The sequence below is a fragment of the Treponema sp. R8-4-B8 genome (assembly GCF_054786175.1).
Genome location: NZ_BDHE01000124.1, coordinates 16,076 through 42,339, shown reverse-complemented (window position 1 = coordinate 42,339; position 26,264 = coordinate 16,076). Strand labels below are relative to the sequence as shown.

Here is a 26,264-nt window from a genome sequence, read left to right as displayed (position 1 = left end):
CTCCTATGGAAGAGTCATAATAAGACGCGACACACGCTCCACATCCCCAGAACGCAGCCGCGGATACATCGGGAAAAGAACCGTCCGCATTACAAGAGAGTTGCTGACAGGGCAGTTGTCGCAATGAGCGCGGCCTGCTATCGTATTTTCAAACGCGTTCTCAACTTCGATTTCTTTTTTTCTCGCGTAAGCGGTTACGTCTTTAAGCCCCGTTTCCAAAACAAGCGAGAACGCATAATTGCAGTATTCATTTTCATTAATCGGGATAAAACGTTTGTGCCTTGTCCTTAGGCTCGCCTGAATATAAACCTGCGCGATTTCATGTCTTCTTGTAATATTGCGGTGCAACTCTTTAAATTGAACAATGGCAAGCGCGGCATTAATGTCAGGCAGAAAATACTCATCGGCTAACCCGGCGAAATTACGCAGTAACATTCCTTCTTTCCTATTCATCGCAAAGAGCAAAGCGCCCCCGCCACTGGTGAGCATATCTCTTTCTTCAAGACCCAGTATGCAGAATACTCCGCTAAACTTTACATTTGGCTCTTCTTTTTCAGATTTGCCTGTTGAAGAAGGCGGCGCGTCGTCCTGCTGTTTGTCTTTTTTTATAGGTTTAAGCCAGCTTCCGTAACTTTGCGAAATATCTTCTATTACGGGAATGCCCAATTCGGCAATGGAGGCTGAGTCGGGAGTAAAGCCTAAAGTGTGATGAAGGACAATGGCGCAAACCTCAAGCCCTTGCGGTTTTTTGGCGACTGTATTTTCGATTAGTTCCCTGTTCATGCACGGGAAATCATAACTCACGTCGCAGTACAAGGGCGTTATGTTTAAATCTTGTAACACCTGCAAATAATACCTCGGAGAAAGCGCGGAAATCACCGCCGCTTTGTTAGCAGCCGCTTGTCCTTCCGCGGAATTATCCTGCGGGTTGCCCGCGGGGTTGCCCGAAAGGGCTAACGCTTTAAGCGCCGTAAACAAAGCGACGGCGGGGCTTCGCAGGGCGAGGGCATAATCAAAATGAAGCTGTTCTTTCGCGGTTTGAATCAGCAGGCGGCTACGCTCTCCCGGACCGATTTTTTCTTCCACCATTGCCGTTAAGACAGAATCCATTTCTTTGCGCCTGATTGTGGGAGAATAAATTTCTATTTTCATGCGTTACCCGAAATCAAACCCGTATTGAGCTATCTTCTAAGTTCGGAAATTTTCTTAAGTTCTTTCGGATTAAAGAGGTCTCTTATGTCAAGAATAATTAAATATCCTTCTTCCTGGTGAACAACGCCCTGAATATACTCAGCGCCAATGCCTGAAAACATCTGAGGCGGCGGCTGAATGTCGTCTTTTTCTATTGTTACTACCCGTGAAATCCTGTCAATAATGATCCCTAATTTAATCCCGTCTATATCGACAATAACAAAGCCTGACAATAATTCATCTTCTTCGGAAACCGCCAATTTCTTTAAATGGAACCTTTTATGCAGGCTGATAATTGGAATAATTTCGCTTCTAAGGTTGAATATTCCCTCCACATAAATTGGCGCGTTGGGAATAGAACGGATTGCCTGTACGCGGACAATTTCCTTAACGTCCATTATATTAACACCGTATAGTTCTTCTCCGAGGTGAAAAGTAACTAATTGACTAGACTCTGATTTATTAATTTCTGCTTTTGTCGCCACTTGGAATATCCTCCATCTTTATTCTAATATATCATACATTTGCATTAATGATCAAGTAGAAATTTATTCTTTAACCCAAATCTGGCCAAATCCCAAAGAACCCAGCCTGACTGACGCTGAATATACGTCGGCAGAGGAAATTTTAACTGCAAAAACACGATAAATTGCCCCAGAATACTCAATTTCCACGTTAAAACCCGAATTTTTAAGAAGCGCGGCAGTTTTATTTGCGGTATCTTGCGATGAAAACGCCCCAATTTGCAACTTATAAACCTTGCCGGAGTGTCTGTCAGGAAGACATGGAATAATCTTTAAAGCCTCCGGTTTTACAGGCTCAAGCCTTGCCTGCCGCGTTTCCTGATTTTGGGCAGACGGCTGATTTTGAACAGTCTGCGACTGGTTGGCGGAAACTCTTAAATCTGAAGATGGAGCCGACCTTCTGGAAACAGGTTCATTCATATCCGGATTTAACGGCCATATATCTCTTTTTGGCCTTTCTGTGGAAGGCAAATTTATCACAGGCTGATTCGTTTGAGTAGTATCCGCAGGAGCGCTTGCCGGAGCCTGATCGGATTGGGCTGGTTGTGCAGATGTTTGAACTGCCTGTGCAGACGCTTGAGCTGCGGCTTGAGCCTCTTTCTGAGCCGCGGCTTGAGCTTCTCTCTGAGCCGCGGCTTGAGCCTCTTTCTGCGCCGCAGCCGCTTTAGCAGCTTCACGCCTTTCTCTTGTCTCTCTTGCCTCCTTTGCTTCTCTTGCCTCCCGCGCTTCCCTCGCCTCGCGGGCCTCTCTTGCCTCTCTTAACTCCCTTGCCTCACGCGCTTCCCTCGCGATCCTTGCTTCTCTGATTTCACGTTCTTCCCTAATAGCCCTTAATTCCCTTGCTTCACGCGCTTCCCTTGCCTCTCTCGCGTCACGCGCTTCCCTAGCTTCAACAGTCATAACCATTAACCATGCGAGGAATTCAGGATCATTGCCGTTAGCGCCGGAAATAAACGCGTCTCTGGCAGTTGGATCATTTACAAAAAATTCAGGATAGTAACCATCACTGGGTTTCGCGTCCGGCGAAGTTTGAGCGCTTGCGGTTCCATTATCGCCTGTACCGGCCTGCTGATCTCTGACAACAGGCTCCTGTCCGGTTAAAGGCGTTTGTGCTGCTGTCTGCGCTGCGGCCTGTCCGGCTGATTGCGGAGTCGTCTGCGTAGCGGCTTGCCCGGCTGACTGCGGAGTCGTCTGCGCGACGGTTTGTCCGGTTGATTGCGGAGTCGTCTGCGCGGCGGTTTGTCCGGTTGATTGTGGAGTTGTTTGAACTGCCGCGTCAGGTTGTCTTGTTTCTCTGGCAATAATAGCAGGTTCCAGCAAATCAACTATTGGTTCCTGTTGGCGCGGCGGCTGTGTCACAGGGCGCGGCGGAGCGTTTACGGTAAGAATTACCTGGTCGCCGGCTTTTATCTGTAAAGCCCCCGCGGCAGCCGCCGAAATATCAATCATTCTGTTTAATGAAGGATCGATGCGCTCAATAATAGTTATTTCTATTTCTTTGCCATTTTTTGGATTTGAAATTTTTACCTTTGAATTAAGCGGAAGACTTGGATGCGCCCCTACAAATCCCTGTTGAGTCATCTGTTGGCTGGCAACTCCGCGCACGGAATAATCACCCAGATTCGTCTGAGCTGAAAGATGGGATACTATTGACGCGCATAAAAAAGCAAAAAAAAGCCGTTTCATCGTGATAACTCCTGTTATTAAGCCCTCCATATATATTTTAAGGAATATTAATTTCTTTTGCAAGAAAATACCCCTAACTCCGCCATAACTAAATTAAAACTCTTCCAAAGCCTCGCGAGCTTCCCTTGCCTCACGCTCTTCACGAGCAATCCTCGCTTCACGCGCTTCTCTTGCTTCCCTTTCTTCTCTCGCCTCACGAATTTCCCTTTCTTCACGCTCTTCGCGGGCAATCCGCAATTCACGTATTTCACGCGCTTCCCTAGCCTCGCGAATCTCACGTTCTTCACGCGCCGCTCTTGCCTCGCGCGCTTCTATAGACATCGCCATTAGCCATGCCAAATACGCTCCATTACTTTGCGGTGTAGATGCGGCAGGCGCGGTTGCTTGTGCAGGCGCTCCCTGTACTGGCGCAGGCGCCTGTACTGGCGCAGCCGCCGGTGCGGGCGCAGTTGCCGGTGCGGACGCAACCGTCGGTGCGGACGCTGGCGGCGGATAATATACAGGGTTAGGATTTGTGTTAATTACAATTATTCTGTCACCGTTATATGGTTCGTTTCTTGAAGAAGCGGGAGGATAAGGATAACCGGGAGTATACGTTGGAGGATTAACGGGAGCGACGGGAGTGGTAATTGGAGTAGAATTTGTAACCACGACATTTATCCCAGGCAACTGGCTTGATGTTACGGTGGTACCAGGCGCGGTAGTTGTTTGTACAGGAACTGACTGCGAAACGCCCGGCTGAACGACAACGACTCCTGGCGTTTGACCCGAGCCAGTTTGACCTGAGCCAGTTTGACCATTTCCCGGATTCGCCGTCGCGACTCTCGACGCTGACGTGCTAGGCGCCGACGTACTTGCCGCCGCCGCATTTACAGAAATTGTAACAACTCCGCCTTTTTTTAACTCCAGCGCTTTAAACGCCGCCGCCGAAAGATCGATAATCCGGCTTGGCGAATTGCTTATTCTATTTGTAATTTTTACGTCTACTTCCTTGTTAGCGGCTTCATTTTTTACTCTTATGATTGTATTTAACGGAAGCGAAGAATGCGCCGCGACAAGTCCGTCGTCTTTCATTTCCTGAGTTGCGACTCCAGATTGGGTAAAATTTCCCAATCTTACCTGCGCCCCAAGTGGTAAAAACAGGGTAAAAATAAGAAAAAATGTAAAAAATAACTTTTTCATCATAATTTTTTGTCCATTAACTTAAGTTTAAGGAATTAAAACGCGGATTTCAAGAAAATATCTAATTTTTTGCAAAAATCTTGAGAAATTATTCGCCAAGACCTCACACTAAGATCACAAAGAGACAAAGAACACAAAGGGGGAAAAGGGGTTTATGTCCGTTATCTTATCGTGAAGTCCACGCCTAGCCTTCGGACAAGAACCCCCTCTTCCCTCTTCTTTGTGATCTTCTCTTCCTTAGTGCTCTTTGTGAGAATCTCTTCCCTATTCTCCCTTTGTGAGAAATATTTTCGAAAAATTTTTCAAAAACGGTCAAGCAAAACCGCCACCTCGCGCCATATATAGGTATGTCAATTTTTGATATAAAACCTTGTTTCCGGGAGTAAACTATGCCGACAGAGAAAAGTAAAATGAACACGGAAAAGAGCATTGATTCAGACTCAATGCGTACTTCGTGGCACCCTGCTTTTGTGGAAGCCCTGCAAATGGAGCTTCAAGAGTATCAGGACGTTCTTGAATTCCATCCTGAATACCAGCTTACTAGTGAACCTTTACGGATAGACTGCGTTGTCATAAAAAAGGCAAAAAATATCGTTATTAAGAAAAACATCGCAGTCATATTCAGAGAATGGAATCTGCTTGAATACAAAAACCCGGGGGATTATGTTTCGGTAGCCGATTTCTACAAAGTCTACGGTTACGCCTGCCTTTACGCGTCGTTTAACAAAGTGCCCATAACCAGTCTGACAATCTCTTTTGTTGAAAGCCGTTACCCTAAAAAACTGCTGGAACATTTAAAAAATGAGCGGGGTTATAATGTTGCGGAAACCGGTTTAGGGATATATACTGTAATCGGGGACATAATACCCATACAGTTAATTGACAGCAGCAGGCTTTCAGCGGAAGAAAACCTGTGGCTAAAAAGCCTTAGCAACAAACTGGGGTATGAGGAATTTTCGCGGGTAAGCGATGAAATAGAACGGCAAGGAAAAGCGGCGCGGTTAAGCGCGTATTTTTATGTAATATCCGGAGCAAATAAAAAGGCGATGAAGGAGGTAATAAAAAAAATGAAAAATACGTTTAATCAAGTGATTGAAGAAACGGGCTTGGCCGCCGAATGGGAGGCCAGAGCCGAAGAACGAAAATCGTTAAGTATTGCGCAAAACATGATTAATATGGGTTTTCCTATTGAAACCGTTATATCGGCTACACAGCTTGATCCTGAAAAGGTGAAAACTTTGTATCAACAGGCGTAATGCGCCAAAAATTCGCCAAGAAGTTTCACACAAAGGACACAAAGGTACAAAGAACACAAAGAGAAACAATGAGCAATGTTGTTGTTCGTTATCTGTGCGTGAAGCCCGCGCATAGTCTTCGGACAATGATTCCCTCTTCTTCGTGCTCTTCTCCTCCTCCGTGTTCTTCGTGTGAATTTCTTCCCTAATTCTTCCCTCCCCTTCCCTATTCATAAAAAAAGCCTGACCGTCTGACCACTCCAGAGTGGTCAGATGGCCAGGCTTCGCGCTTTTTTGAAAGCGTCCGGCGCCTAATTTAGACGCCGGATGTTATCCGCTATTACCATGTATGCGCAAATGTAAATGTCACACTCGCGTTAGTATCTGTCTCTAACGTAATAGTAAAATCTCCTGCCTGCCACCAATCAAAGTCTGTAGCAATATTAAGGGTTTTTGTAAGGGTACTAACAGCTCCAGTTTGTATTGGAGTAGTTTTATTTGTATCAAAATACCAGGTAAAGGTATTAGCGCCGGCTTCACTACTCAATGTTACTTTTATATCAAGAGTGCCAAGTGATGGGTCATAAGTTGCATAAGTATTTGCAAGAGTAGTGTTAATTACTGGATCACCATTATCAGGTTTGTAATCAAAAGAGATATTGAATAATCCGGTAAGAACTAGCGTTCCGGCTGAGAAGCCTGTTGCAGCGCTCCAACCAGTTGCCGCCGCTACGTCAAATGTTACGGCGTAGGTTCCAGGTGTTGAGGGAACTGTGGTACTAGACGCGTATGATGTGGGAGCTATACCTTCGTAATGTATAGTTATCGCGCCTGGGGATGTAATATCAAGATCACTGTCTGTCCTTGTTATGCTTACGGCGATAGCACTGTCTGCCTTCTGCACAAGGTGGTCAAAAGTGTAATGGGATACTAATGGGGTCTTATTAAGACTAAGTGTTAGCGTTCCGCCGTCTAGACCGGTTTTCGCTTTCCAACGATCAAGATCCGCCGCTATGTCATAGGTTACAGTGTATTTTCCTTCAGCATTGGGGAAAGTTTCCTGTTTTGTGTATGATGTGCCACCTGTACCTTCGTAATAAATCGTTATTGTACCTTGAGATTTAGCAGTGGAGATCGGGGCTATTTCTACCTCCTGAAAGGGGATACTTGTTTGGGTCAGGTGTGAAACAGTAAAGTCAGTCTCTGTTGGGGTTGAATTTTCAGTCCATGTCGCGTATAAGGTATTCGGTCTTAATACCACGTCGGAAGAGACCATTGGCGTAGTCGTGCTAGTTTTAGAATTATAGAGCCATTCATTGAAATGATATTCTGCGCGATTAGAATGTTTAGGAGAGCCTGAAATATAAGTATTATCACCATACGTAAGACCGTGATTAATTGTTGTAGATGTAATACGGTCAGTAGCCGTCTCTCCTTCATCATCACCATAATTAAGGGTTATTGTGTGTCTGTTACTTCTTAGCGTAGGCAATGTCGCAGGCTCGTATTTGCTTTCAAAACCGGCATAAATATGGACTATTTCCTGTACATAAACAGTCTGGAATCCGTCTTTTCCCAGTTCAAGAGACATTTTGTAATAACCGGAAGGAATAGTCGCGTTTGTGCCGTTATTATTATTACCAGTTAGTAGATCTTCAGTTAATTTATTAAAATTTGCAAAAGTATCAAGTTTTAACGTAGCGGTTTCATATCCTCCTGTTGTTAACGCTGCTGTTGGCACTTTCCATGAAAACGTACCTGTACCCTCATAACCAAGTACATCGCCAACAATTTGGTGTAGTACAATAGTTACATCGGTTTCCGAGGTAGTGTCTATAGTACCAGTTCCCCATGCCAAATAATTTGTGGTTGAAGGATTATTGGTAGAACAAGCGGTAACTGTAATAATATATTCGGTATCGATATCTAATGTTAGATCATCTGCAAAAGCGGTATACTCAAAATATCCCTCAAAAGGCGTATTATCAAGGTCCATATTAACACCAGAACCTGCGCTAGTGTCGTGGACTGTCATTATAAAGTAAGGAAAATCACTCACTTGGCTAATGCCTGTGGTTAAATCAGGCCTAATCGTCCTTGCGTTTGAATTCTCATCCACAGGATTCAACCGAACCAATACTTTTCCATCAGGCGCGGGCTGCTTTACCTTTACAACTTCAAGGCTTGTATCGTCCGGCAGAACATTACAACCTATCATTAACGCCGTAACCAGCGCCGCCGTAAACACGGCAAATAAAATTTTTTTTGTCTTCATTTAAAACTCCTCTTTACTAATTTTTTACTACTTGTAACACAAGTAATTATACGACATTTTTTAAAAAAATACAACTCATTCTCTTTACTCCAATAAAACCTCCTAAAACCAACGCCTAAATTAAGCGCCAAATCATATAAAATACACCGTTAAGGTGCGAAATAAAGTGGAAATTGATATGAATAGCTATACATATTATCTACTATTAAAGTAATAGTATGTATTCCGGGCTGCCACCATATTTGATCACCCGGAGTATTAAGCGAATAATTGTTGTTTATGTTGTTTCCGGTTCCTAATTCAACCTTATCATCTAAATACCATTTATAAGTAGATTCAGAAGCGGTTATTCCCGTTACTGACAGCGTTAATGCCATTGTGTTAGCTGGTACGCTATATTGAGCCTGAGAATCGGTAAAATCCGCCGTATCCGGCGCATCTGTCGTCCAATTTAGGTCTAAATGTATAATGACCGCCTCTTGTTCACTAATGGTCAGCGTCCCGGCGGATAGCCCGGTTACGCCATTCCAGTTTACTGCCGCATCTACGTCAAATGTTACGTCGTATTTTCCTTTACCGGAGGGAAGCGCGGTATTCTTGGGGTAAATTGTGCCGTCTATGCCTTCGTAATAAATCGTGATTCCCCCGCTTGACTTGCCATCTTTTGGCGTTATGGATACGGCGGTAATATTTCCCACTGTCTGGCTCAAGTTGTCAATGTCATAATCGTCGGCGGTTGGGGTAGCCTCGCTAATGATCAGCGTTCCGGCGGATAATCCGCTTGCGGCGGTAAAGCCGACAGCCTCTGCTACGTCAAATGTTACGTCGTATTTGCCGGCATCTGTCGGGAGGGTATCACTCTTGTCATAAGTTGTGCCGTTTGCACCTTCGTAATAAATTGTGATTTCACCGCTTGACTTGCCGTCTTTCGGCGTTATTATTACGGCAGTAACATCTCCGTATGTTTGAGTTAAGTTGTCAAATGTAAAATCGGCGGCTGTTGGTATTAGTTTTACCTCGACTCTTAAAAAAATAAATTTCGTTATATTATAATCTTTGTCGTATTCGATAAAAACATAATCGCTTGGCGGAGTACCTGCCTCTGGACATTCAATAATGCTCTTGCCTCTAAGATTAATACTACCGGTATTAACCGCGTCAGGGTATTGGTACATCCCAATCTCCTTTCCGGAAGAAACATTATATTGTTGATATGACGAGCCTACACTTGGAAGATTACTGGCAAGCGAGCCTTTATAATAGGCGGATAAACGTGAAACAGTACCCCATGCTCTTGTACTTGGAACCATCATTATTTCGTAATTTTTACTAACATCAATTTCATTGGAAAGATCAAGGTAATATTTGCCGGTTTCATTAATTGCTATTACCGCTGTTGTTATGCCGACATTATTTGATACATCAGCTTCTAACGCGCTATTACCGTTTCCAAAAGTAAAATATTCATACGTACCCTCACCAAATGGCTGTGCCGATTTTATTTTATAGGTATAAAAATTTGTCAGCTTCCCAATTTGATTCCCCGTCAAAGGGCCAATGTCGCCTAGAGTTCCCACAAGATCGCCGTTAGCCTTTATAAAACGACTTCTTTTAAAAACCATTTCTTTATCATACTCATCCACTCTGAAATATTTGCCCGGTGTAAGACCGGAGATTTTACCGTTTCCGGCTATTAAATTGGCGAAATCATCTGAATCTTCATGTATTTTAACTTTTTCTTTAGTTGCCTCAACAATCACTTGTACCTGCGGATCATTAAAAAACGCTTCAATATCGACAGGAACCATACAGGCGCACAGGCCTATAACGACCGTACACAAGAGAAAAATAGCACTTACTGTTTTTACAGAGTTTTTTCCCGCCATTAAATTAATTATATATCAAATTGCGTATTTATTCAAATAGAACAATTATTTTATAAAATAAATTAAAATCTAGATATGTAACAAAAAACCGACATATACATCAAAATATTCGCCTTAAAACGCCAATTTCTCCAAACATATTGACAAATTCAACCGTTTTGTCAAAACATTTCACACACGAGTTTCTTCGCGAGTTTCTTCTCTGACAACTCTCATTTCCACTTCAGGGTCATATTCACCGTATAGAAAACCGCGTTTTTCAGAACAGCGTTTCATTAAGAATTTTTTTCTCCTGTTGAATCCGCTCTTTAATTTCCTCTTTAGTCAAATCTTGATCTAGCAATTCAAGGAAATAATCTCGTTCTTCTTCGCGGATTACTCTCTTTTCCACTTCCGGGTCATATTCACCGTACAGCATATTTATTACCTCCGAACCATGCCTCTTTAAGAAATCCTTTAAGATATTATTCTTTATACAATAGTTTATCGCGGATTTGAACGCTTTATCAAGTATTTTTTTCTTCTCCTTCTTATCGGGATACGGGTTTACGCAGTTGTACAAAACGATAAACTCCGGCTTTGGGATTTTCCCGAGCTAAGAAACAAAGATCACAAAGAGAAATCAAAGGTTTATGTCCGTTATCTCATCGTGAAGCTTCACGCTAAATCTTAGGACAAAAACCCCCTCCTCCCTCTTCTTTGTGTTCTTCTCTTCCTTTGTGTTCTTTGTGAGTCTTTGGGGAAAAAAACCTTGACATTTCGTGATTAATGCTTGAAAATTCCAATATAATGGAGGAATTTAGACATGGCTAATAAGGATTTAATAGAAAAAACATTGCAAAAAGGAGAGGGCATTTTCCGCCTGAATCCCAATTTTATACCTCGGCCATTTGGCGTTGAGGGCAGACGGCTGAGGCTTCATCCCGATGATTATTTCGCCTACGGCCTTGAGCGCGGTTCAATAAAAGAACGGTGGATGTCTTCCACTAACATCGCCCAAAACGGGCCGTTGGCGGGGCCGCAAGAGGGATTGAGTTTTGTCGCGGTTGATTATGGCAGCGATGAGAAATTCAGCTTGAAAGAAGCGGTTGAAGTTCTGGGGGAGGCAATCATCGGGAAAGAACTTATGGCTAAGTACAAAGGGTTCCCCGTCTTTTCAAAATTCTACGACCTTAAAACCCCGCTTTTCCACCACCTTCATCTTGATATGGAAGCCGCGGCGCGAGTAGGCAAACTCGGCAAGCCCGAGTGCTACTATTTCCCGCGCCAGTTCGCAAGCCACACTGGAGAGATAAACGCGACTTACTTCGGCTACGACCCGGACACAAAGCCGGAAGAAGTAAAACAGCGCCTGAGAGATTACAACAAGGGCGACAACCGCATTACGGAACTTTCCCGCGCCTGGCGCATTGAGTTAGGTTCGGGCTGGTACTCCCCCGCCGGAGTCATTCACGCCCCCGGCTCCGTAATGACCTACGAACTTAACTGGAACGGCGACGTAAATTCTGTACATGAAAACGTTGTCTCCGGCGTAACCTACCCCCGCGAATTTATGAACGGCGAATGTCCCCCCGACAAAAAAGACGACATCGACTATATTTTCAGCCTTTTGGATTGGGAAAAAAATACCGACCCCCACTACAAAAAACGCTTTGGCCGCCCTCCAATCACCATTGTTAAAAACGCCGACTACGAGGAGAAATGGATTTCCTACGCCAATGACGGATACTTCAGCGCGAAGGAACTTTCAGTTAATCCCGGCAAGAGCGTTACCGTTAAGGAGCCTGCGGCGCACGGAATTATCTTCATACAGGGACACGGCAAATTCGGCGCCTACCACTGCGAAGCGCCAGGAATGTTGCGCTTTGGCCAACAAAGTGCCGACGAATTCTTTGTAAGCGAAGACGCGGCGAAGAAAGGAATTGTGATCACGAACACAAGCCCGGTTGAGCCTCTGGTACTGCTAAAGAGCTTCGGGCCAAATCACCCCGACGCGCCTAAGAGTACGAAGTAAATAGAAACTCTGCTTAAAAAATTTTACAACGAAGACCTCACGCAAAGGCGCAGAGACGCAAAGGACGCAAAGTTGTTGTTTGCAAGATCATCGTTTTTCCATCAAGATTTGTAGTCAAAATTATATATCTTGATCAATAATGGGTTATCGGACATAAACTTTGCGCCTTTGCGCCTTTGCGAGAGAAAATTTGAGAATAATGTTTTGTAAATATTACTTAGTCTTAGTCTTCTCGCAGTAAAACTCCCACGCTTCTTTGTCGGTGTATTTGTTATGCACAATTTTCCCGATAGCGTCTGCCATTTCGGCGGGGTGGTAACTTTGAAAAATATTTCTGCCCATGTCTAGGCCGCGAGCGCCGCCTTGCATTGACTGGTACGCCATTGTAAGCGCGTCTTTTTCGGGCAGTTTTTTGCCGCCGGCTACTACGATGGGAACGGGACAGGCGGCGGCAATTTCCTCGAACTTGTCGCAGTAGTAAGTTTTAACGATGTTCGCGCCAAGCTCCGCCACGATGCGGGTCGCAAGTTTAAAGTAGTGATCGGTGCGTTCCATGTCTTTACCTACGGCGATAACGCCTAAAACGGGTATGCTGTAACGGGCGCCCGCGTTTATCACTTTGGAAAGATTATCAATGCTTTCAAGCTGGCCGTCCGCGCCGATAAAAGTTTGAACAGCCATGCAGTCGGCGTTCATGCGGATAGCGTCTTCTATATCTACAGAGACAATCTCGTGGCTGAGGTCGTCGTTTATCATTGAAGAACCGGCGGACACGCGCAGGGCGATTCCTTTTCTGAAATTCGGCTTTACGCAGGTTCGCAGCGCGCCGCGCGTAGCCATTAGCACGTCAATATGATCGATTAACTGCGGGATAAGAATGTCCAGCCGTTCAAGGCCTGAGACCGAACCCATGAAATAACCGTGATCAAAAGCGAACATCACAGTATTGCCGCTTTTGGGATTGAAAATATTGGTTAAATGTTTTTTCATCCCCCAATCAAGATTCCCCGCGCCCTTTACATGAAAATTCCCGTTTGTCTTAAAAGGTACGTCAATGTGGTAGTTTTTCTCTACTTTTGTTCCTTCAACATCTGCCATAATTATCCTCCATATTATATAAAATAAAATTGTATGATAAAATAATAAAAATAAAAAGGGGGATTTATGTCCGGCGAATATTTGATGGCGGTTGACGCGGGTACGGGAAGCGTCCGAGCCGTTATTTTTGATGCCAACGGCAATCAAACGGGTTGCGTTCAAAAAGAGTGGAGACACTTGGAAGACCCGCGGTATCCTGGCAGCATGGATTTTGATTGGAAAACCAACTGGGACATTACCCGTTCCTGCATCAGGGAAGTCATGGCGGAAACGGGCGTTAAACCCGCCCAAATAGCGGCGCTGTCCAGCACGTGTATGAGGGAAGGGATTGTTCTTTACGACGCGGCGGGAGCGGAAATATGGGCGTGCGCCAATGTTGATGCCCGCGCCGGAGATGAAGTCGCCCAGCTAAAACGCATTGACCCGAATCTTGAGAAAGAGTTATACATGGAATCCGGACAAACCTTCGCGTTAGGCGCGCTGCCTCGGCTGTTATGGGTAAAGAATAAACTTCCCGACGTATACAAAAAAATCTCCCGCATCGGAATGTTTAACGACTGGATCATTTTTAAACTTTCAGGAGTACTCGCCGTGGAACCCAGCAACGGATCAACAACGGGGCTTTTCGATCTTAAAACAAGAACATGGGACAAAAGCATAGCCCGCCGCTGCGGCTTGCGCGATGACATTTTCCCCGACGTAATGGAGTGCGGGACTGCGGTCGCGAAAGTATCCAAAACAGGAGCGGAACAAACCGGCCTGCTTGAAGGCACTCCCCTTGTCATTGGCGGCGGAGACTGCCAGTTAGGCACAATAGGAGTTGGCGTTGTCGGTACTAATGAGGCGGTAGTTTTCGGCGGCAGTTTCTGGCAGTACGAATACAACACCGACTCAGGCTATTGTTCCCCCAAATGCGACGTGCGCGTAAACTGCCACGCCATTGGCAGCCTGTGGCAATACGAGGCGCTCGCCTTCAATCCCGGACTCGTTATGCGATGGTACAGAGACGCTTTCTGCGCCGAAGAAAAGCGCATCGCTCTCGAGCAGCACGCCGACCCCTACGCTCTCATGGACAAGGCGGCGACGGAAATTCCCGCTGGAAGTTACGGCATGATCTGCGCGTTCTCCGACGTGATGAACTACATCAACTGGAAACACGCCGCCCCCAGTTTTATAAACTTCGAGCTTAACCCCGAAAAATTTAACAAATTTACTTTTTACCGCGCAATTATGGAAAACACCGCCCTTGTAACGCTAGGCCATCTTCGTCTTGTGGAAGCCGCGACAGGCAGCCGCCCCCAAAAAATAGTCTTCGCGGGCGGCGCGTCAAAGAGCGCTCTCTGGCCTCAGATACTGACCGACGCTCTAGACATTCCGGTAGAAGTTCCGATAGTGAAGGAAGCCACGGCGTTGGGAGCCGCCATCATGGCAGGGAAAGGCATCGGACTGTACTCTGACGTAAAGGAGACCGCCCGCAAACTGGCTAAAATTGAAAAGGTATTTTCACCTAACAAAGAAAACAGCGAAATCTACGAAAAGGCGTTTGAAAAATGGAAAGCCGCTTACGCGCCACAGCTTAAACTTAGCGATGAAAAAGTAACCAAGTACATGTGGCTTGCGCCGGGTATGTGATAAAGGAGGACGATATGTTTATAGTAGATGAAAAAGAGAGGGAATACAGATTCGGGGACTCAGGCCCCAAGTACCTCATGCAGGGGCCGCGCAGCAATTTCGCGCTGGTGCAGTTCATGCCCGGGCAGGATTTTCGCGCCCATTACCATGAAGTGATGGAAGAAAACTTTTTTATCCTTGAGGGAACAGTTACCATCGTCGTAGACGGTACGGCGCATACCCTCAGCCCCGGACAGTTAATTCACATAGAACCTAAAGAGGTTCATTATGTGATCAATAGATCTTCCGCCGTGGTCCGCATGATTTCTACCCTCGCCCCTTTTCAGAAGGTCGATAAAATTGAGGTTGATAATCCCGTAATTGAGTAGGAACGGAAAGCGGGGCAATTTCTTTAATATTGAAGGGTAAAAATAATTGACGAAAATTTATTACTTCAGCGGCACCGGCAACAGTTTATGGTCGGCAAAAAAAATGGCGCAAATAATCGGCGAACCTTGCGAATTGTTTAACATCGGCGTTGAGGTTGAAAAAGACGAAATAATAATTGACGCGCAAGCTGTGATATTTGTCTACCCTTCGTATGCCTACGGGCTGCCGTTAATTGTGCGCCGCTTTACGAAAAAAGCGCTTTTTAAAACTCCGTATTTTGCCGCATTTGTAACCTACGGCTCTGACCCGGGCGGCACGCAGGCGGAATTAAGCAGAATACTAAAAAAGAAAAAGATAGACTCTCTTTACTTTGGCAAAATTCCCGCGATGGAAAATTATATTCCTTTTTTTGGCCCGCCTGATGAGAAAAAAATCGCAATACGCGCCGCCATGCAGGAAAAAGCAACTGAAAAAGCCGCGCGTTATGTGATCGAAAGAAAAACAAACAAGATTAACACATTCCGTCCGCTGTCCGTTTTTGTTTCGTTTCTTTTTTCGCTGGGAGTAAAAATATTTTACAAGTGTTACAAAGTAAGCGGCAAATGTAACGGCTGCGGTACTTGCGAAAAAGTTTGCCCGGTAGCCGGTATTAAAATGAAGGGAAACCGCCCGTCATTTAGCGGCAAGTGCGAAAATTGCGCCGCCTGCATCGACATCTGCCCGTTACGTGCCATTCAGTTCGGGCGCGCGAAATTCGGCGCGCGGGGGTATCGCCATCCGGAGATTGATATTAGGGAACTTGGAAGGGGACAGATGTAAAAATCAACTGATGACAGACGCCTGTATCTGTCTTATAATGATTCTAAAGGAGTATAATTTAGAAAATGTATTGTATTAAAAAAATTACTGATGATTTAGTATGGGTCGGCGCGAATGACAGGCGGCTGGCGTTATTCGAGGGCGTTTATTCCGTACCGGCTGGCGTCTCGTACAATTCATACCTTTTGACCGACGAAAAAACCGTACTGTTTGATACCGTCGATAAAGCGGTACGGCAGAGATTTTTGGAAAATATTGAAGAAGCGCTTAAAGACAGAAAATTGGATTACCTCGTGGTACAACATGTCGAACCCGACCATTCCGCCGTGATTTCTGAATTGATTCTTCGGTACCCTGAAATAAAAATTATTTGCAGTGCAAGGGCGTTAAAAATTATCAAACAATTCTACAATTTTGACATGGATTCGCGCGTCCGTGTGGTCGAAGCAAACGAAACTTTGAATACCGGAAAGCACACCCTTCAATTTATTATGGCCCCGATGGTACATTGGCCGGAAGTCATGTTTACTTATGATTTAACGGCTAAAATTCTTTTTTCAGCGGATGCGTTTGGCTGCTTTGGCGCGTTGAACGGCGCCCTTTTCGCGGATGAAGTGGATTTTGCGAAGGATTATATGGACGAGGCAAGGCGCTATTATTCAAATATAGTCGGGAAATATGGGACTCAGGTTGAATCGGCGCTTGATAAAATGTCCGCCCTCAAAATAGAAATGATATGTCCGCTTCACGGCTTTGTATGGCGTACAAATCTAAATGAAATTATTTCAAAATATATGCTTTGGAGCAAATACGAGCCGGAAGAAAACGGCGTAATGATCGCCTACGCGTCCGTTTACGGGAATACGGAAAACGCGGTGGAAATTCTTGCCTGCCGCCTGCGCGACAAAGGGATTAAAACAGTTATATTTGACGTTTCAGTTACGCCGGCCTCGGAGATAGTAAGCGCCGCGTTTAAATGGAGCCACCTCGTATTCGCGTCTACAACCTACAACGCTGGAATTTTCGTAACAATGGAAGCCTTGATTAACGATCTTGTAGCGCATAATATTAAAAACCGCCGCGTCGCAATAATCGAAAACGGTTCATGGGCGCCCACAAGCGGCGGCTTAATTCGTGAAAAACTTAGCAAATGCAAAAATATTGATATTCTTGAAAATAAATTAAGCATACTGTCCGGCTTAAAAGCCGCCCAGCTTCAAGATATTGAATCAATGGCGGAGGCGATAGGCGCGGATTTCACCGCTCCCACAGGAATTAATCAGAATAATCCGTCAACGTTAAATGCAATTGATCCCGACACAATGTTCAAACTGTCCTATGGTTTATTTGTACTAACAGCCAGAGACGGCGATAAGGACAACGGCTGTATTATAAATACCGTTATGCAAATAACCGCCTCTCCCGTGAAGATAACAATTGGAGTGAACAAAACCAATTATACCCACGATATGATACTAAAGACGGGAAAATTCAATATTTCCATTTTAAGCGAGGGCGTGCCTTTTCGCGTTTTTCAACATTTTGGCTTTCAAAGCGGAAAAAAGACGGATAAATTTGCCAATTACGGGGAAGCTTTACGTACTGAAAACGGCGTCCGTTATGTGTCAAAATGGACAAATAGCGTAATTTCAGCGGAAGTGAAAGAATCTTTTGACTGCGGCACGCATACGCTGTTTATCGCCGAGGTGAGCCAGGCCTTTTCGCTGTCACGTGACGCAAGCGTAACCTATCAATATTACTTTGATAATATAAGACCTAAGCCCCAGCCGCCTAAGGGAAACAAAAAAGGATTCGTCTGCAAAATATGCGGATATGTTTATGAAGGCGACACTTTGCCGGATGATTTTATTTGTCCTCTGTGCAAACACGGCGCTAAGGATTTTGAACCAATTTGACGCAATAGCGCCAGTAGTAGACTGTAACAGCTAGAACTTTACAAAACATTATTCTCAAATTTTCTCTCGCAAAGGCGCAGAGGCGCAAAGGCGCAAAGTTCCTATCCGATGACCCATTATTGATCAAGATATATAAGGTTGACTACAAATCTTGAAAGAAAAACGACGATCCTGAGAACAACAACTTTGCGCCTCTGCGCCTTTGCGGGAGGTCTTTTTGTAAATATTTAGCTATTACAGACTACTAGGACAGCCTCTTTTTTCGGCTAAATAATTTTGTTTGTCGCCTTTTTGGCGACCTTTTCCATCTGAAAAAAACATATATTTAAACAAAACGAACAGGAGGTTCATTATGAATCAAAACTTAACGGAATTGTGTATTATCCTTGACCGCAGCGGTTCTATGGAAGGGCTTGAAAATGACACGATTGGGGGCTTTAACGGATTTGTCAAAAAACAGGCAAAAGCAGGGCAAACCAGCCTTACCACCGTGCTTTTTGACGATAAATATGAGATTTTGCATAACGGCGTTGACGCGGGGAAAGTTGTTCTAACAAACGATGAATATTTCACACGCGGCTCTACCGCCCTGCTCGACGCCGTGGGCAAAACCATCAACGATGTTGGCAAGCGGCTCGCTGAGACGCCGGAAGATTCAAGACCCGGCAAGGTTATCTTTGTTATTACCACAGACGGCCTTGAAAACGCAAGCAGAGAATTCAGTTATGACGCGGTTAAAAGAATGATCACCCATCAGACTGAAAAGTACGGCTGGGAATTTATTTTCATGGGCGCTAACATTGACGCCGCAAAAGAAGGCGGAAGAATGGGAATCAGCGTCGGGCGTTCTTTCAACTTTAATGCAAGTTCCGAGGGACTTTGTTGTATGTATAGCAAAGCCGCGTTGTTGTGCGACACTATCAGGGCTCCAAAGCCAAAACACAAAAAGACGGCAACAGCATAGAAAAATCCATGCCCGGAGAATCATTTCTTCGGGCGCTATGCTATACTATTAGCAGGTAGAAATTATGATTGACGAAAAAATAATTGAAGGCTTGCGGGAATACATTAAAGACCATTATGTCCCGATTGGTAAAATACTTGCTTCTCCAATTGCCCCTGTATTATCTGTCCGCGCGATGCGCGTCACGGGACAGATAGCTGATGAGGCCATGTCCATGTCTTTTCGTAATATTTCCAATGAGGCGACCAAATACATAAAAAAGCATCGGAAACCCGAAGGTTTTGCCCATACCCTTGAAAGGCTACGGAAAGAAAAAAGTCTTAAGCCCGCTGAATTATATAAAAGGGCTAATGTTGACCGCAGGCAGTATTCAAGATACATGGGGCCGGAAGGAAGGCACCCTTCCATGAATACCGTCATAAGTTTCGCCCTCGCTTTAAAACTGGAACGCGCGGAATTTGACAAGTTCCTTCAAACAGCCGGCTATTCGCTCAGTAACGCGTCCACCCGCGACGTATGCGTCATGTACTGCCTTGAAAAAGGCATTTATGATATTGACGAGGTGAACGCTTTGTTATTCGCTATTGGCATTGAGCCGCTGTCGAAGGATAGTAATGCTTAACAGTACATTTATAATTATTCCGTATGAAAAACGCTTGACAAAGATAGAAAGATTTTGCATATTTAAAACATAAACTTTTGCCATAGGAGGCCCAAAATGACTGTAAAAACAAACCTAAAAAACCAAAAGGCGAGAGCCTCCGATTTCTGGTAAAGGCCTCAACTAACCATAGACCTGCCTTTTATCCCTAATCCTGCGAGGCTCTAATTTAAGTATTGGACGTTAATTTTTAACGGCCATTATTCTCAATGTATTCGTATGTTTTTAATAGCTTTGCTATGAAAAACATATATGGTAAAGGATATAACAGTGTCAAGAAGTTTTGGGAAAATCCGCAAGCGTGAATTACGGGACGAGTACCGCGCAGGACGCCTGCTTTATGAACAGGGAAAACGTGAATATAAACAAAAGGAAAAAGAAACGCAAAAACGGAGTAATGAGGCAATACCAGAAATTTTTCGGGAAGATAACAGGAAAGCGGGAAAACCTGATAAAAAGCCCGGAGCGGAAACATTTCTTAGAATGTATTCCTATATCGCCCGGACAAAATTTGACAAAAGGGATTCTATCCCTTCCAACTGGAAACCTCATTCATTCAATAGCTGGAAACAGCACGTTGAATTTTTAAGGAGTTTTGTCTGCCCTTACCCGCTGCCGGAAATCCTAATCATGACCGCGCATATGCCGGAATTTACCGTTAACGATAAAGGGGAAAAGGTCAGTAATACCGGTTCCGGTTTAATACGTCTCGCAAAAAAGTGGATAAACGAAATAACGCACGGCGAATCGTTTTACAAAAAGAATACGAAATTTTTCACCAAAGCGGAATCGCATTTCTTCTTGTCATCAGAACTGGTTTATGAGGATTGCGATTCCATTATCAAACTGTATTTTTACGCTAAATGCAGGGCAAGGGCGATAAACCACAAATTAAGCGTGATGATAGCTGACGTGTTCAGTATAAAGTTTCTCACTTGTTTTAAAAACAAAATAGTTGAAAGTTTTTTTGATTTGCTTGCCAGAACGCCCGATTACCGGTATGACAGGGGGACGCTTGGGGACATCTGCGATTTTGTTCTGGTAAAAATACGGGAACGGGAAAAGAACGCTTTTTCTTTTAGCGGGCGTACTATTTACAGCGTTATAAGCCTTTCAAACGAATGGCATGAATGCCAAAGAAGAGAGGCGCGGCAGGCCGCCGCCATGAAGGATAAAAATCTTATCGATACTTCGTGCTGGAAGGGATTAGGGATAACGCGCTTCAGGCATGAAACGGATGAATTTATCTGGACGGTAACGGAACTCAGGACGGCTCAAGAATTGGTAAACGAAGGGCGGAAAATGAGGAACTGCGTAGGTGGCTACGCGCATAAGTGCGCTTCAGGCAATTCGGCGATTTTTTCAGTTGAGCGCGCCGTTAAATCGAAACAGATTACGAACAATGTCGCCACTGTGGAAGTAAATGTTTCAACACGCGCCGTAATACAAGCGAAAGGAAGCTGCAACACCGCGCTTTCATCCCAAATTATGCGGTTAATTACACGCTGGGGTGAAAGCAACAGGATTAAAGTACGGGTACTGGTTTAACATGAAGCTATGAAACGCAATAATTGTGATAATATTTAATAATGCTTTAAGTATAGTGGTATGGTAAAACAGCGAGGGTCAGCCACTTTAATCCCCTTAGACTTGGCAGTTGTGTAAGACTGAACTGCTTTATTTACAGGAAAATTCTATTCAGGATAAGCAGAGGAGAAACAATCGCGCTTATTGAGGGGGGCTTATCTGAATTATTGTAATTTCTTTTCCCTTATGTAACCTGTGATGCCGCTCAAGCACCTTTTGCTCTGCTTCTGCTGCGCTGTTCGCTCTTTCGGTAGTACATATAATACTGCCATTACCTTCCACTTTCAGCTTGATAGAATAAGTGATCATGGTTTACCTCCAAAAATATTTTTGAAAAAAATAAAGTATATAATTCCACAAATTATTGCTAATACAACAAGTATTTTAAAAGCAAATATCTTTTTTCGTCTTGCGATACGTTTTTTACGTTCTATTTCCAGCCTCAGAAGTTCTTGACGTTCAGCTTCAGCTTTCCGTTCACGTTCAAGTCTTTCCGCTTTAAGCCTAGCCGCTTCAGCTTCCCACTTTTTTTGCTGGCGTCTATCAAATATCCCTTTAATTCCACTAAAAATAGCTCCTATTGCATCTGTGGCCATATCAGAAAAAAGATCATTGACTGCATTGTATTTTTTTTGTCCTGAATAGGTATCAATTTTTTGAATTTTATCCTTGTAGTCATTAATTTTATTCATAGTCTAAACCTCTAAATTTTATTATATGTCATTTGTATTATAGCGTTTTTTTTCTGACAAAAAGTTCCAATTAAAGGTTCGGGCGTTCTTGACATAAACAACATCTCCTTTTTTTGGGGATTCCTGCACGATAAACGTGCAGTGCCATTTAATTCGGGGATACTGTTAGAAATGTCATTCCGTAATTCCTTATGTAGTAAGGAATTAGTTGCTCCCCTGCGCAGATTTGAACCACGGACCCAGTGGTTAACAGTCCGGAGGATGCCTTATTTTCTCTATCTAACGCTTCACGTAAGTGCTTATAATATATAGACTTACATGCATAAGCCTGATTTTATTATCTCAAAAAACTGCTAAAAAGTCAATCATTTTGTTGACCATTTGCAGGGAAATGGGTTTGACGATATATGCGATACACGTGATGTCTCACGTAAAAACATAATTATTGAGACATAGACATTCCAGATATTTAGCTATAATATATACTTATAAATATCGGAACCAAGATTTGGGGGATTTCGATGAACATGGCTTCTCGCAGGCTGTCAAAGCCTGTTTATAAAAGGCAACAATTTCTTCTCTCTTTTATAAAAGTATTAAATGAGCCTTTAACAGCCATTGATTTCCAGAAATTGTTATTTCTATATATTACCGAAAATAATCTTACTTATTACGAATTTGTACCCTATCTATATGGCGGTTATTCAATACAGGCAGGAGAGGATATCAATACTTTACAGGCTATGGGTTGGCTGTCGGATACTAACGGAAAAATACAATATACAGGGAGAGATGAGCTTGACGGCATAAGCCTTCCTTTTGAAGGGATTGGAAAATCCATTTCTGAGCAATTACCGAAAGTCAGAGGCAATCGGCTTGTAAAACTGGTTTATGAACAATACCCTTACTATGCGATAAACAGCTGTACAGCGGCATCCATTATGGACACAACAGGTATCGCCCAAGTTAAAACGGCAAAGGAACAGCTTAAACAAACAGAACGCGTACTTTTTACTATTGGATATGAAGGAATAACTGTTGAGCGTTACCTTAACCTTCTAATCAAAAACGATGTTCAAGTGCTATGCGATGTACGAAATAATCCCCTTAGCCGAAAATTCGGTTTTTCCAAGAATAATTTACAGAAATATCTGGGAAATATAGGAATTGAATATATCCACTTTCCTGAGTTAGGTATAAAATCGGAAAAAAGAAACAATCTTAATTCAGATGAGGATTATCAGAATCTCTTTAAGGAATACAAATCATCGCTTCCCAATTGCCGGGAGTTTCTTGAAAAACTTTATCTATTATTAGAAACCAAAAACCGCATCGCCCTTACCTGTTTTGAGCATGCGCCTTTACATTGTCATCGCCATGTAATTCGGGATTATCTTAAAAACACTTATAATGTGCAAACTATGGATTTATAATGGAACGAAAGAAGATTTATATCACTGTAAAAACGTATCCAACCATCTCTGAAAAATATGATGAATTGGTATGCACCGCAGGAATTATCGAAGACGGTTCGTGGGTACGGCTTTACCCGCTTCCCTTCCGCAAATTGGATAATGAACAAAAGTATAAAAAATATCAATGGATAGAGGCGGATATTGAACGGAACACTTCGGACTTTCGTATTGAGAGCCATAAAGTGTTAAATATTGATACCATCAAAGTTATTGAGCCTGAAAACACAAAAGTTAATTGGGAAGAAAGGAAGCGTATATTATTCAAATCCGAGAAGGTATATACAAATTTGGAAGAAATAATAAATCTTGCGAAAACCCCACCCTATCGTTCCCTTGCTATTTTTAAGCCTACAAAAATTTTAGATTTCTACTCTGAACCTACCGAAAGGGATTGGCCTCAGGATAAACTTGATCAAATACGGGAAAAAGCCAAACAACTTTCTTTATTCCAAACACCCGATGAATTAATTGAAGAATTTAAAGTTGTCCAAAAGTTACCCTATTTATTCAAATATAAGTTTGAAGACGATCAGGGCAAAGTATCCAACTTAATGATAGAAGATTGGGAAATTGGCACTTTGTATTTGAATTGCCTGCGAAATGCCAATGGTGATGAAGGAAAAGCCTTGGAAAAAGTCCGAGAAAAATATTGGGACGAGTTTTTTACCAAGGATATATTTTTCTTCCTTGGGACAAGAAAGAGCGATCATCACTTGGCTCAAAATCCTTTTAGCATTGTGGGAGTGTTCTATCCGCCTGTTGACAGGCAGGGGAAGTTGTTTTAAGGACTGAATGGAAAAGAAGGAAAAATTATTTTGTTAGATTTTTTAGATGAACCAAATAGGAAATTATGGAATGAAAGAAGTGATTGGATAGAAAAATTAATTGATGATAGATCAAGAAATGGTGAATATGATGTATCAGAACAAGCAGGAGCTTTGGCGATTGATTTGCAAATTGCATATTGTGCTGGTGCTTGGGTTGCTGTCATTATTTTGTCTATTGCAATTATTGATGCCCACTTACGAGAAATAGAAGTTCCAGAATTTCAAGGTAATACTGAAAAGTTGCTTAAAGAGACTGGACTAACTAATGAGTTGGATTGGCTTCGTAAACGAAGAAATAAGCTAATCCATTTGAATATTGATAATCCTGCAATAACAGTAGATGATCAATGGGAAAAAAGAGAGCTATTAGAAGTTGAAGCTAGAAAAGCAATAGAATTAGTCTTTGATGTCTTATTTTCCTCTCATTGGGTATAAGACGCTAAGACCTATGGTTTTTTGTTGTTATCATTTTCACTAAAGTATGTTTCGTTACATTCAGGATTAGGTTGCAAATCATCCTTTAACAAAATGATATTATTTTGTTGCATTAGCTTTGGTTCCATTCTTTTCCTATACGCATTTATTTGATTACATTCGTCCTGACTTAAATAAAATTCCAGTTTATATAATAATTCTATATCGGAATAATATTTTTTTGTATTAACTTCAACTTCATTTTCCATTTCCAATAATTCTCTAATAGTTTCATATATTAAGTTATGTGAAATAATAGGTCTAAGATATGGTATAAAATCAACCATCCCGTCTTCGGATACAATAATAACGGCAATGCTAGTATATTTTTTTCTTTGTTCATAATAACGAATAGAACTGTTATACCGTGATCCTCGTGATGAATCACCCTTGTCAGTTGCGATGCCGTCTAAAATAGCACCTATTGAATAGCAAATTCCGTTTTCATCAATGAGTATTGCCCCATCAATGTTTGAGAATTTCTTTACAGTATTTTCATCAATGGCAAATGGTTTCAATTGCAAAGATTGATTTTTCAATCTTTCCGCCTCTTCTTTTGCATCACTACAAATAACCAATATTGCCCCATGTTTACATTGGAGCATTGAACAAACAAGAGTATATAATTTTACAATTTCATCTTCTTCAATGTTTTTGAAAATTCTCTTTATATCGAATGAGAAATTATCGCGTCTAAATTCAATAGTAGGAAGAAATGGATTAGTATATTTTACATTTATAACTTGTTTATTATCATGTAAAAGCTTCCATGCATAATGACCAGTGAAATATATATTGAATAAATCTTCTGCTATAGGATTATATTCACCGATTATATGTCCTAATCCATAAGCAACACCCGCATCAGAAATTAAATATAGATTTTCCGATGTCATTTCCAATATTTTTCTGATTTTTCGGCATTCTGATATAGCTATTGGATTTACAAAAATAATATCATACTTAATGTTTTCATGATCTTTCTTGCAAATAATCATACGTCCATAATTATCTTGACTCTCGTATGGCAATGATGATATGATATTGAGGTTTTGATAAAAATAATAAGATGCTCCTAGATTAAGGCCTTTTACAGAGACAGCAAACATAAAATCATTGCCTGCTTTACGAATTAAATCATCAGCGTCAATACGTGCGAGATCAAATGCTGTGTTATCTCCCACCATTTCTCGTATAGCTACTGAAAAGAATTCCTTAACTAGGGAATCAATAATGGATCTTGAGATATGTAGTTTTGGAATTTCAGTAAAGTCTCTATTTAGCTTATAAAAAGAATCATATATTTTCCTATTCAATTGCAGACATATATGTACGTTATATTTTGCAATATTTACAGCAGATGAGACAAATGTTTTATATTCGTTAAAATAATCATTTTGTTCTATACACTTTAATACGGCATCTTTATGTGCAACGGCTGTAACTCTTCGATTATGATTTTTTTGTGCTTCTGGAAGTGAATGGAGGACATGTTTTTCTGGAGATACTGCCTCTAATTGAGCAGCCATTTCTGTTACATTATTGAACATTGATTGCTGGTATTTAGAATCCTCCGGTTCAATACAAATAATATTTTTATCTGTTTCTCCTGATCGTAATATCCCAACAAAAAATAAATCATTAAAAATACCATCTGCTAACTTATTAAAACATCGCTTAGCAAGAGATTCTAATGATACTCGGCAATCTATTTGATAGCCCCACATAAATTGATTAATAGTATTTGACAATCTTTC

Annotated in this window: 23 protein-coding genes; 12 read left to right on the top strand and 11 right to left on the bottom strand. The window is 42.5% G+C overall.

The window, feature by feature from the left end:
- Window positions 1-3 precede the first annotated feature (3 nt).
- The 4 genes from ACYVRA_RS06910 to ACYVRA_RS06895 all read right to left on the bottom strand — a co-directional run bounded on the left by ACYVRA_RS06910 (window position 4) and on the right by ACYVRA_RS06895 (window position 4,586).
- Complete coding sequence (locus ACYVRA_RS06910) at window positions 4-1,152, bottom strand: DegT/DnrJ/EryC1/StrS family aminotransferase (RefSeq protein WP_461252011.1); 1,149 nt, start codon at window positions 1,150-1,152, stop codon at window positions 4-6.
- Window positions 1,153-1,181: 29 nt separating this feature from the next.
- Window positions 1,182-1,676, bottom strand: coding sequence for a chemotaxis protein CheW (locus tag ACYVRA_RS06905; protein WP_461252010.1), 495 nt, complete (start codon window positions 1,674-1,676; stop codon window positions 1,182-1,184).
- 63 nt (window positions 1,677-1,739) lie between these two features.
- Window positions 1,740-3,401: an SPOR domain-containing protein gene (locus ACYVRA_RS06900; RefSeq protein ID WP_461252009.1), complete on the bottom strand. Its 1,662-nt coding sequence runs from the start codon at window positions 3,399-3,401 to the stop codon at window positions 1,740-1,742.
- A 93-nt stretch (window positions 3,402-3,494) separates the two neighbouring features.
- The gene (locus ACYVRA_RS06895) at window positions 3,495-4,586 is read right to left on the bottom strand and encodes a septal ring lytic transglycosylase RlpA family protein (RefSeq protein WP_461252008.1); all 1,092 of its coding nucleotides are present in this window, start codon (window positions 4,584-4,586) and stop codon (window positions 3,495-3,497) included.
- Window positions 4,587-4,972: 386 nt separating this feature from the next.
- On the opposite strand from ACYVRA_RS06895, the gene ACYVRA_RS06890 reads away from it, so the two are divergent.
- Window positions 4,973-5,839, top strand: coding sequence for a hypothetical protein (locus ACYVRA_RS06890; RefSeq protein ID WP_461252007.1), 867 nt, complete (start codon window positions 4,973-4,975; stop codon window positions 5,837-5,839).
- A gap of 319 nt (window positions 5,840-6,158) precedes the next feature.
- Here the strand turns inward: ACYVRA_RS06890 and ACYVRA_RS06885 are convergent, their stop codons facing one another.
- From ACYVRA_RS06885 to ACYVRA_RS06875, 3 genes are all read right to left on the bottom strand, one after another.
- On the bottom strand, window positions 6,159-8,093 hold the full coding sequence (locus ACYVRA_RS06885; protein ID WP_461252006.1) for a hypothetical protein: 1,935 nt from the start codon (window positions 8,091-8,093) through the stop codon (window positions 6,159-6,161).
- A 149-nt stretch (window positions 8,094-8,242) separates the two neighbouring features.
- Window positions 8,243-9,979, bottom strand: coding sequence for a hypothetical protein (locus ACYVRA_RS06880; protein WP_461252005.1), 1,737 nt, complete (start codon window positions 9,977-9,979; stop codon window positions 8,243-8,245).
- 259 nt (window positions 9,980-10,238) lie between these two features.
- Window positions 10,239-10,397, bottom strand: coding sequence for a hypothetical protein (locus ACYVRA_RS06875; RefSeq protein WP_461252004.1), 159 nt, complete (start codon window positions 10,395-10,397; stop codon window positions 10,239-10,241).
- Between the two features lie 387 nt (window positions 10,398-10,784).
- Here ACYVRA_RS06875 and ACYVRA_RS06870 point away from each other — a divergent pair, with 387 nt between their 5' ends.
- Window positions 10,785-11,993, top strand: coding sequence for a hypothetical protein (locus tag ACYVRA_RS06870; RefSeq protein WP_461252003.1), 1,209 nt, complete (start codon window positions 10,785-10,787; stop codon window positions 11,991-11,993).
- A 213-nt stretch (window positions 11,994-12,206) separates the two neighbouring features.
- On the opposite strand, the gene lsrF is transcribed toward ACYVRA_RS06870, so the two are convergent.
- Window positions 12,207-13,091, bottom strand: a complete 885-nt coding sequence (gene lsrF, locus ACYVRA_RS06865; protein WP_461252002.1) for a 3-hydroxy-5-phosphonooxypentane-2,4-dione thiolase — start codon at window positions 13,089-13,091, stop codon at window positions 12,207-12,209.
- Window positions 13,092-13,157: 66 nt separating this feature from the next.
- Between lsrF and lsrK the strand changes: the two genes are divergently transcribed.
- The 7 genes from lsrK to ACYVRA_RS06830 all read left to right on the top strand — a co-directional run bounded on the left by lsrK (window position 13,158) and on the right by ACYVRA_RS06830 (window position 21,000).
- Window positions 13,158-14,723, top strand: a complete 1,566-nt coding sequence (lsrK, locus tag ACYVRA_RS06860; protein WP_461252001.1) for an autoinducer-2 kinase — start codon at window positions 13,158-13,160, stop codon at window positions 14,721-14,723.
- Between the two features lie 14 nt (window positions 14,724-14,737).
- Window positions 14,738-15,091 (top strand): cupin domain-containing protein, encoded by a 354-nt coding sequence (locus tag ACYVRA_RS06855; RefSeq protein ID WP_461252000.1) that lies wholly within the window; start codon window positions 14,738-14,740, stop codon window positions 15,089-15,091.
- 46 nt (window positions 15,092-15,137) lie between these two features.
- On the top strand, window positions 15,138-15,911 hold the full coding sequence (locus tag ACYVRA_RS06850) for an EFR1 family ferrodoxin (RefSeq protein ID WP_461251999.1): 774 nt from the start codon (window positions 15,138-15,140) through the stop codon (window positions 15,909-15,911).
- 65 nt (window positions 15,912-15,976) lie between these two features.
- The gene (locus ACYVRA_RS06845) at window positions 15,977-17,827 is read left to right on the top strand and encodes a flavin reductase (RefSeq protein WP_461251998.1); all 1,851 of its coding nucleotides are present in this window, start codon (window positions 15,977-15,979) and stop codon (window positions 17,825-17,827) included.
- A 352-nt stretch (window positions 17,828-18,179) separates the two neighbouring features.
- Window positions 18,180-18,791 (top strand): vWA domain-containing protein, encoded by a 612-nt coding sequence (locus ACYVRA_RS06840; protein WP_461251997.1) that lies wholly within the window; start codon window positions 18,180-18,182, stop codon window positions 18,789-18,791.
- 64 nt (window positions 18,792-18,855) lie between these two features.
- Window positions 18,856-19,413, top strand: coding sequence for a helix-turn-helix domain-containing protein (locus ACYVRA_RS06835; protein WP_461251996.1), 558 nt, complete (start codon window positions 18,856-18,858; stop codon window positions 19,411-19,413).
- 291 nt (window positions 19,414-19,704) lie between these two features.
- The gene (locus ACYVRA_RS06830; protein ID WP_461251995.1) at window positions 19,705-21,000 is read left to right on the top strand and encodes a PcfJ domain-containing protein; all 1,296 of its coding nucleotides are present in this window, start codon (window positions 19,705-19,707) and stop codon (window positions 20,998-21,000) included.
- 180 nt (window positions 21,001-21,180) lie between these two features.
- On the opposite strand, the gene ACYVRA_RS06825 is transcribed toward ACYVRA_RS06830, so the two are convergent.
- Both ACYVRA_RS06825 and ACYVRA_RS06820 read right to left on the bottom strand, forming a co-directional pair.
- Window positions 21,181-21,348, bottom strand: coding sequence for a hypothetical protein (locus tag ACYVRA_RS06825; protein ID WP_461251994.1), 168 nt, complete (start codon window positions 21,346-21,348; stop codon window positions 21,181-21,183).
- Entirely contained in the window at window positions 21,345-21,731 is a 387-nt protein-coding gene (locus tag ACYVRA_RS06820) for a hypothetical protein (RefSeq protein WP_461251993.1), read from the bottom strand. The genes ACYVRA_RS06825 and ACYVRA_RS06820 overlap by 4 nt, the downstream gene beginning before the upstream one ends.
- Window positions 21,732-22,252: 521 nt before the next feature.
- Between ACYVRA_RS06820 and ACYVRA_RS06815 the strand changes: the two genes are divergently transcribed.
- Genes ACYVRA_RS06815 through ACYVRA_RS06805 form a run of 3 tightly spaced genes read left to right on the top strand, consistent with a single transcriptional unit; the run spans window position 22,253 to window position 24,468 of the window.
- Window positions 22,253-23,164 carry a DUF488 family protein, N3 subclade gene (locus tag ACYVRA_RS06815; protein WP_461251992.1) on the top strand — a complete coding sequence of 304 codons (912 nt, stop codon included), beginning with the start codon at window positions 22,253-22,255 and terminating at the stop codon, window positions 23,162-23,164.
- Window positions 23,164-23,991: a hypothetical protein gene (locus ACYVRA_RS06810; RefSeq protein WP_461251991.1), complete on the top strand. Its 828-nt coding sequence runs from the start codon at window positions 23,164-23,166 to the stop codon at window positions 23,989-23,991. Before ACYVRA_RS06815 ends, ACYVRA_RS06810 begins: the two co-directional genes overlap by 1 nt.
- 30 nt (window positions 23,992-24,021) lie before the next feature.
- Window positions 24,022-24,468, top strand: coding sequence for a hypothetical protein (locus ACYVRA_RS06805; protein WP_461251990.1), 447 nt, complete (start codon window positions 24,022-24,024; stop codon window positions 24,466-24,468).
- 11 nt (window positions 24,469-24,479) lie between these two features.
- On the opposite strand, the gene ACYVRA_RS06800 is transcribed toward ACYVRA_RS06805, so the two are convergent.
- Window positions 24,480-26,258 (bottom strand): diadenylate cyclase, encoded by a 1,779-nt coding sequence (locus ACYVRA_RS06800; RefSeq protein WP_461251989.1) that lies wholly within the window; start codon window positions 26,256-26,258, stop codon window positions 24,480-24,482.
- Window positions 26,259-26,264 lie beyond the last annotated feature (6 nt).

What these genes read in the sequence shown, in the direction of transcription:
- ACYVRA_RS06910 (WP_461252011.1), bottom strand. Translation starts at nt 1,152, where the DNA reads ATGAAAATAGAAATTTATTCTCCCACAATCAGGCGCAAAGAAATGGAT.
- ACYVRA_RS06900 (WP_461252009.1), bottom strand. Translation starts at nt 3,401, where the DNA reads ATGAAACGGCTTTTTTTTGCTTTTTTATGCGCGTCAATAGTATCCCAT.
- ACYVRA_RS06895 (WP_461252008.1), bottom strand. Translation starts at nt 4,586, where the DNA reads ATGATGAAAAAGTTATTTTTTACATTTTTTCTTATTTTTACCCTGTTT.
- ACYVRA_RS06890 (WP_461252007.1), top strand. Translation starts at nt 4,973, where the DNA reads ATGCCGACAGAGAAAAGTAAAATGAACACGGAAAAGAGCATTGATTCA.
- ACYVRA_RS06885 (WP_461252006.1), bottom strand. Translation starts at nt 8,093, where the DNA reads ATGAAGACAAAAAAAATTTTATTTGCCGTGTTTACGGCGGCGCTGGTT.
- ACYVRA_RS06880 (WP_461252005.1), bottom strand. Translation starts at nt 9,979, where the DNA reads ATGGCGGGAAAAAACTCTGTAAAAACAGTAAGTGCTATTTTTCTCTTG.
- ACYVRA_RS06875 (WP_461252004.1), bottom strand. Translation starts at nt 10,397, where the DNA reads ATGCTGTACGGTGAATATGACCCGGAAGTGGAAAAGAGAGTAATCCGC.
- ACYVRA_RS06870 (WP_461252003.1), top strand. Translation starts at nt 10,785, where the DNA reads ATGGCTAATAAGGATTTAATAGAAAAAACATTGCAAAAAGGAGAGGGC.
- lsrF (WP_461252002.1), bottom strand. Translation starts at nt 13,091, where the DNA reads ATGGCAGATGTTGAAGGAACAAAAGTAGAGAAAAACTACCACATTGAC.
- lsrK (WP_461252001.1), top strand. Translation starts at nt 13,158, where the DNA reads ATGTCCGGCGAATATTTGATGGCGGTTGACGCGGGTACGGGAAGCGTC.
- ACYVRA_RS06855 (WP_461252000.1), top strand. Translation starts at nt 14,738, where the DNA reads ATGTTTATAGTAGATGAAAAAGAGAGGGAATACAGATTCGGGGACTCA.
- ACYVRA_RS06845 (WP_461251998.1), top strand. Translation starts at nt 15,977, where the DNA reads ATGTATTGTATTAAAAAAATTACTGATGATTTAGTATGGGTCGGCGCG.
- ACYVRA_RS06840 (WP_461251997.1), top strand. Translation starts at nt 18,180, where the DNA reads ATGAATCAAAACTTAACGGAATTGTGTATTATCCTTGACCGCAGCGGT.
- ACYVRA_RS06835 (WP_461251996.1), top strand. Translation starts at nt 18,856, where the DNA reads ATGATTGACGAAAAAATAATTGAAGGCTTGCGGGAATACATTAAAGAC.
- ACYVRA_RS06830 (WP_461251995.1), top strand. Translation starts at nt 19,705, where the DNA reads ATGGTAAAGGATATAACAGTGTCAAGAAGTTTTGGGAAAATCCGCAAG.
- ACYVRA_RS06825 (WP_461251994.1), bottom strand. Translation starts at nt 21,348, where the DNA reads ATGATCACTTATTCTATCAAGCTGAAAGTGGAAGGTAATGGCAGTATT.
- ACYVRA_RS06820 (WP_461251993.1), bottom strand. Translation starts at nt 21,731, where the DNA reads ATGAATAAAATTAATGACTACAAGGATAAAATTCAAAAAATTGATACC.
- ACYVRA_RS06815 (WP_461251992.1), top strand. Translation starts at nt 22,253, where the DNA reads ATGAACATGGCTTCTCGCAGGCTGTCAAAGCCTGTTTATAAAAGGCAA.
- ACYVRA_RS06810 (WP_461251991.1), top strand. Translation starts at nt 23,164, where the DNA reads ATGGAACGAAAGAAGATTTATATCACTGTAAAAACGTATCCAACCATC.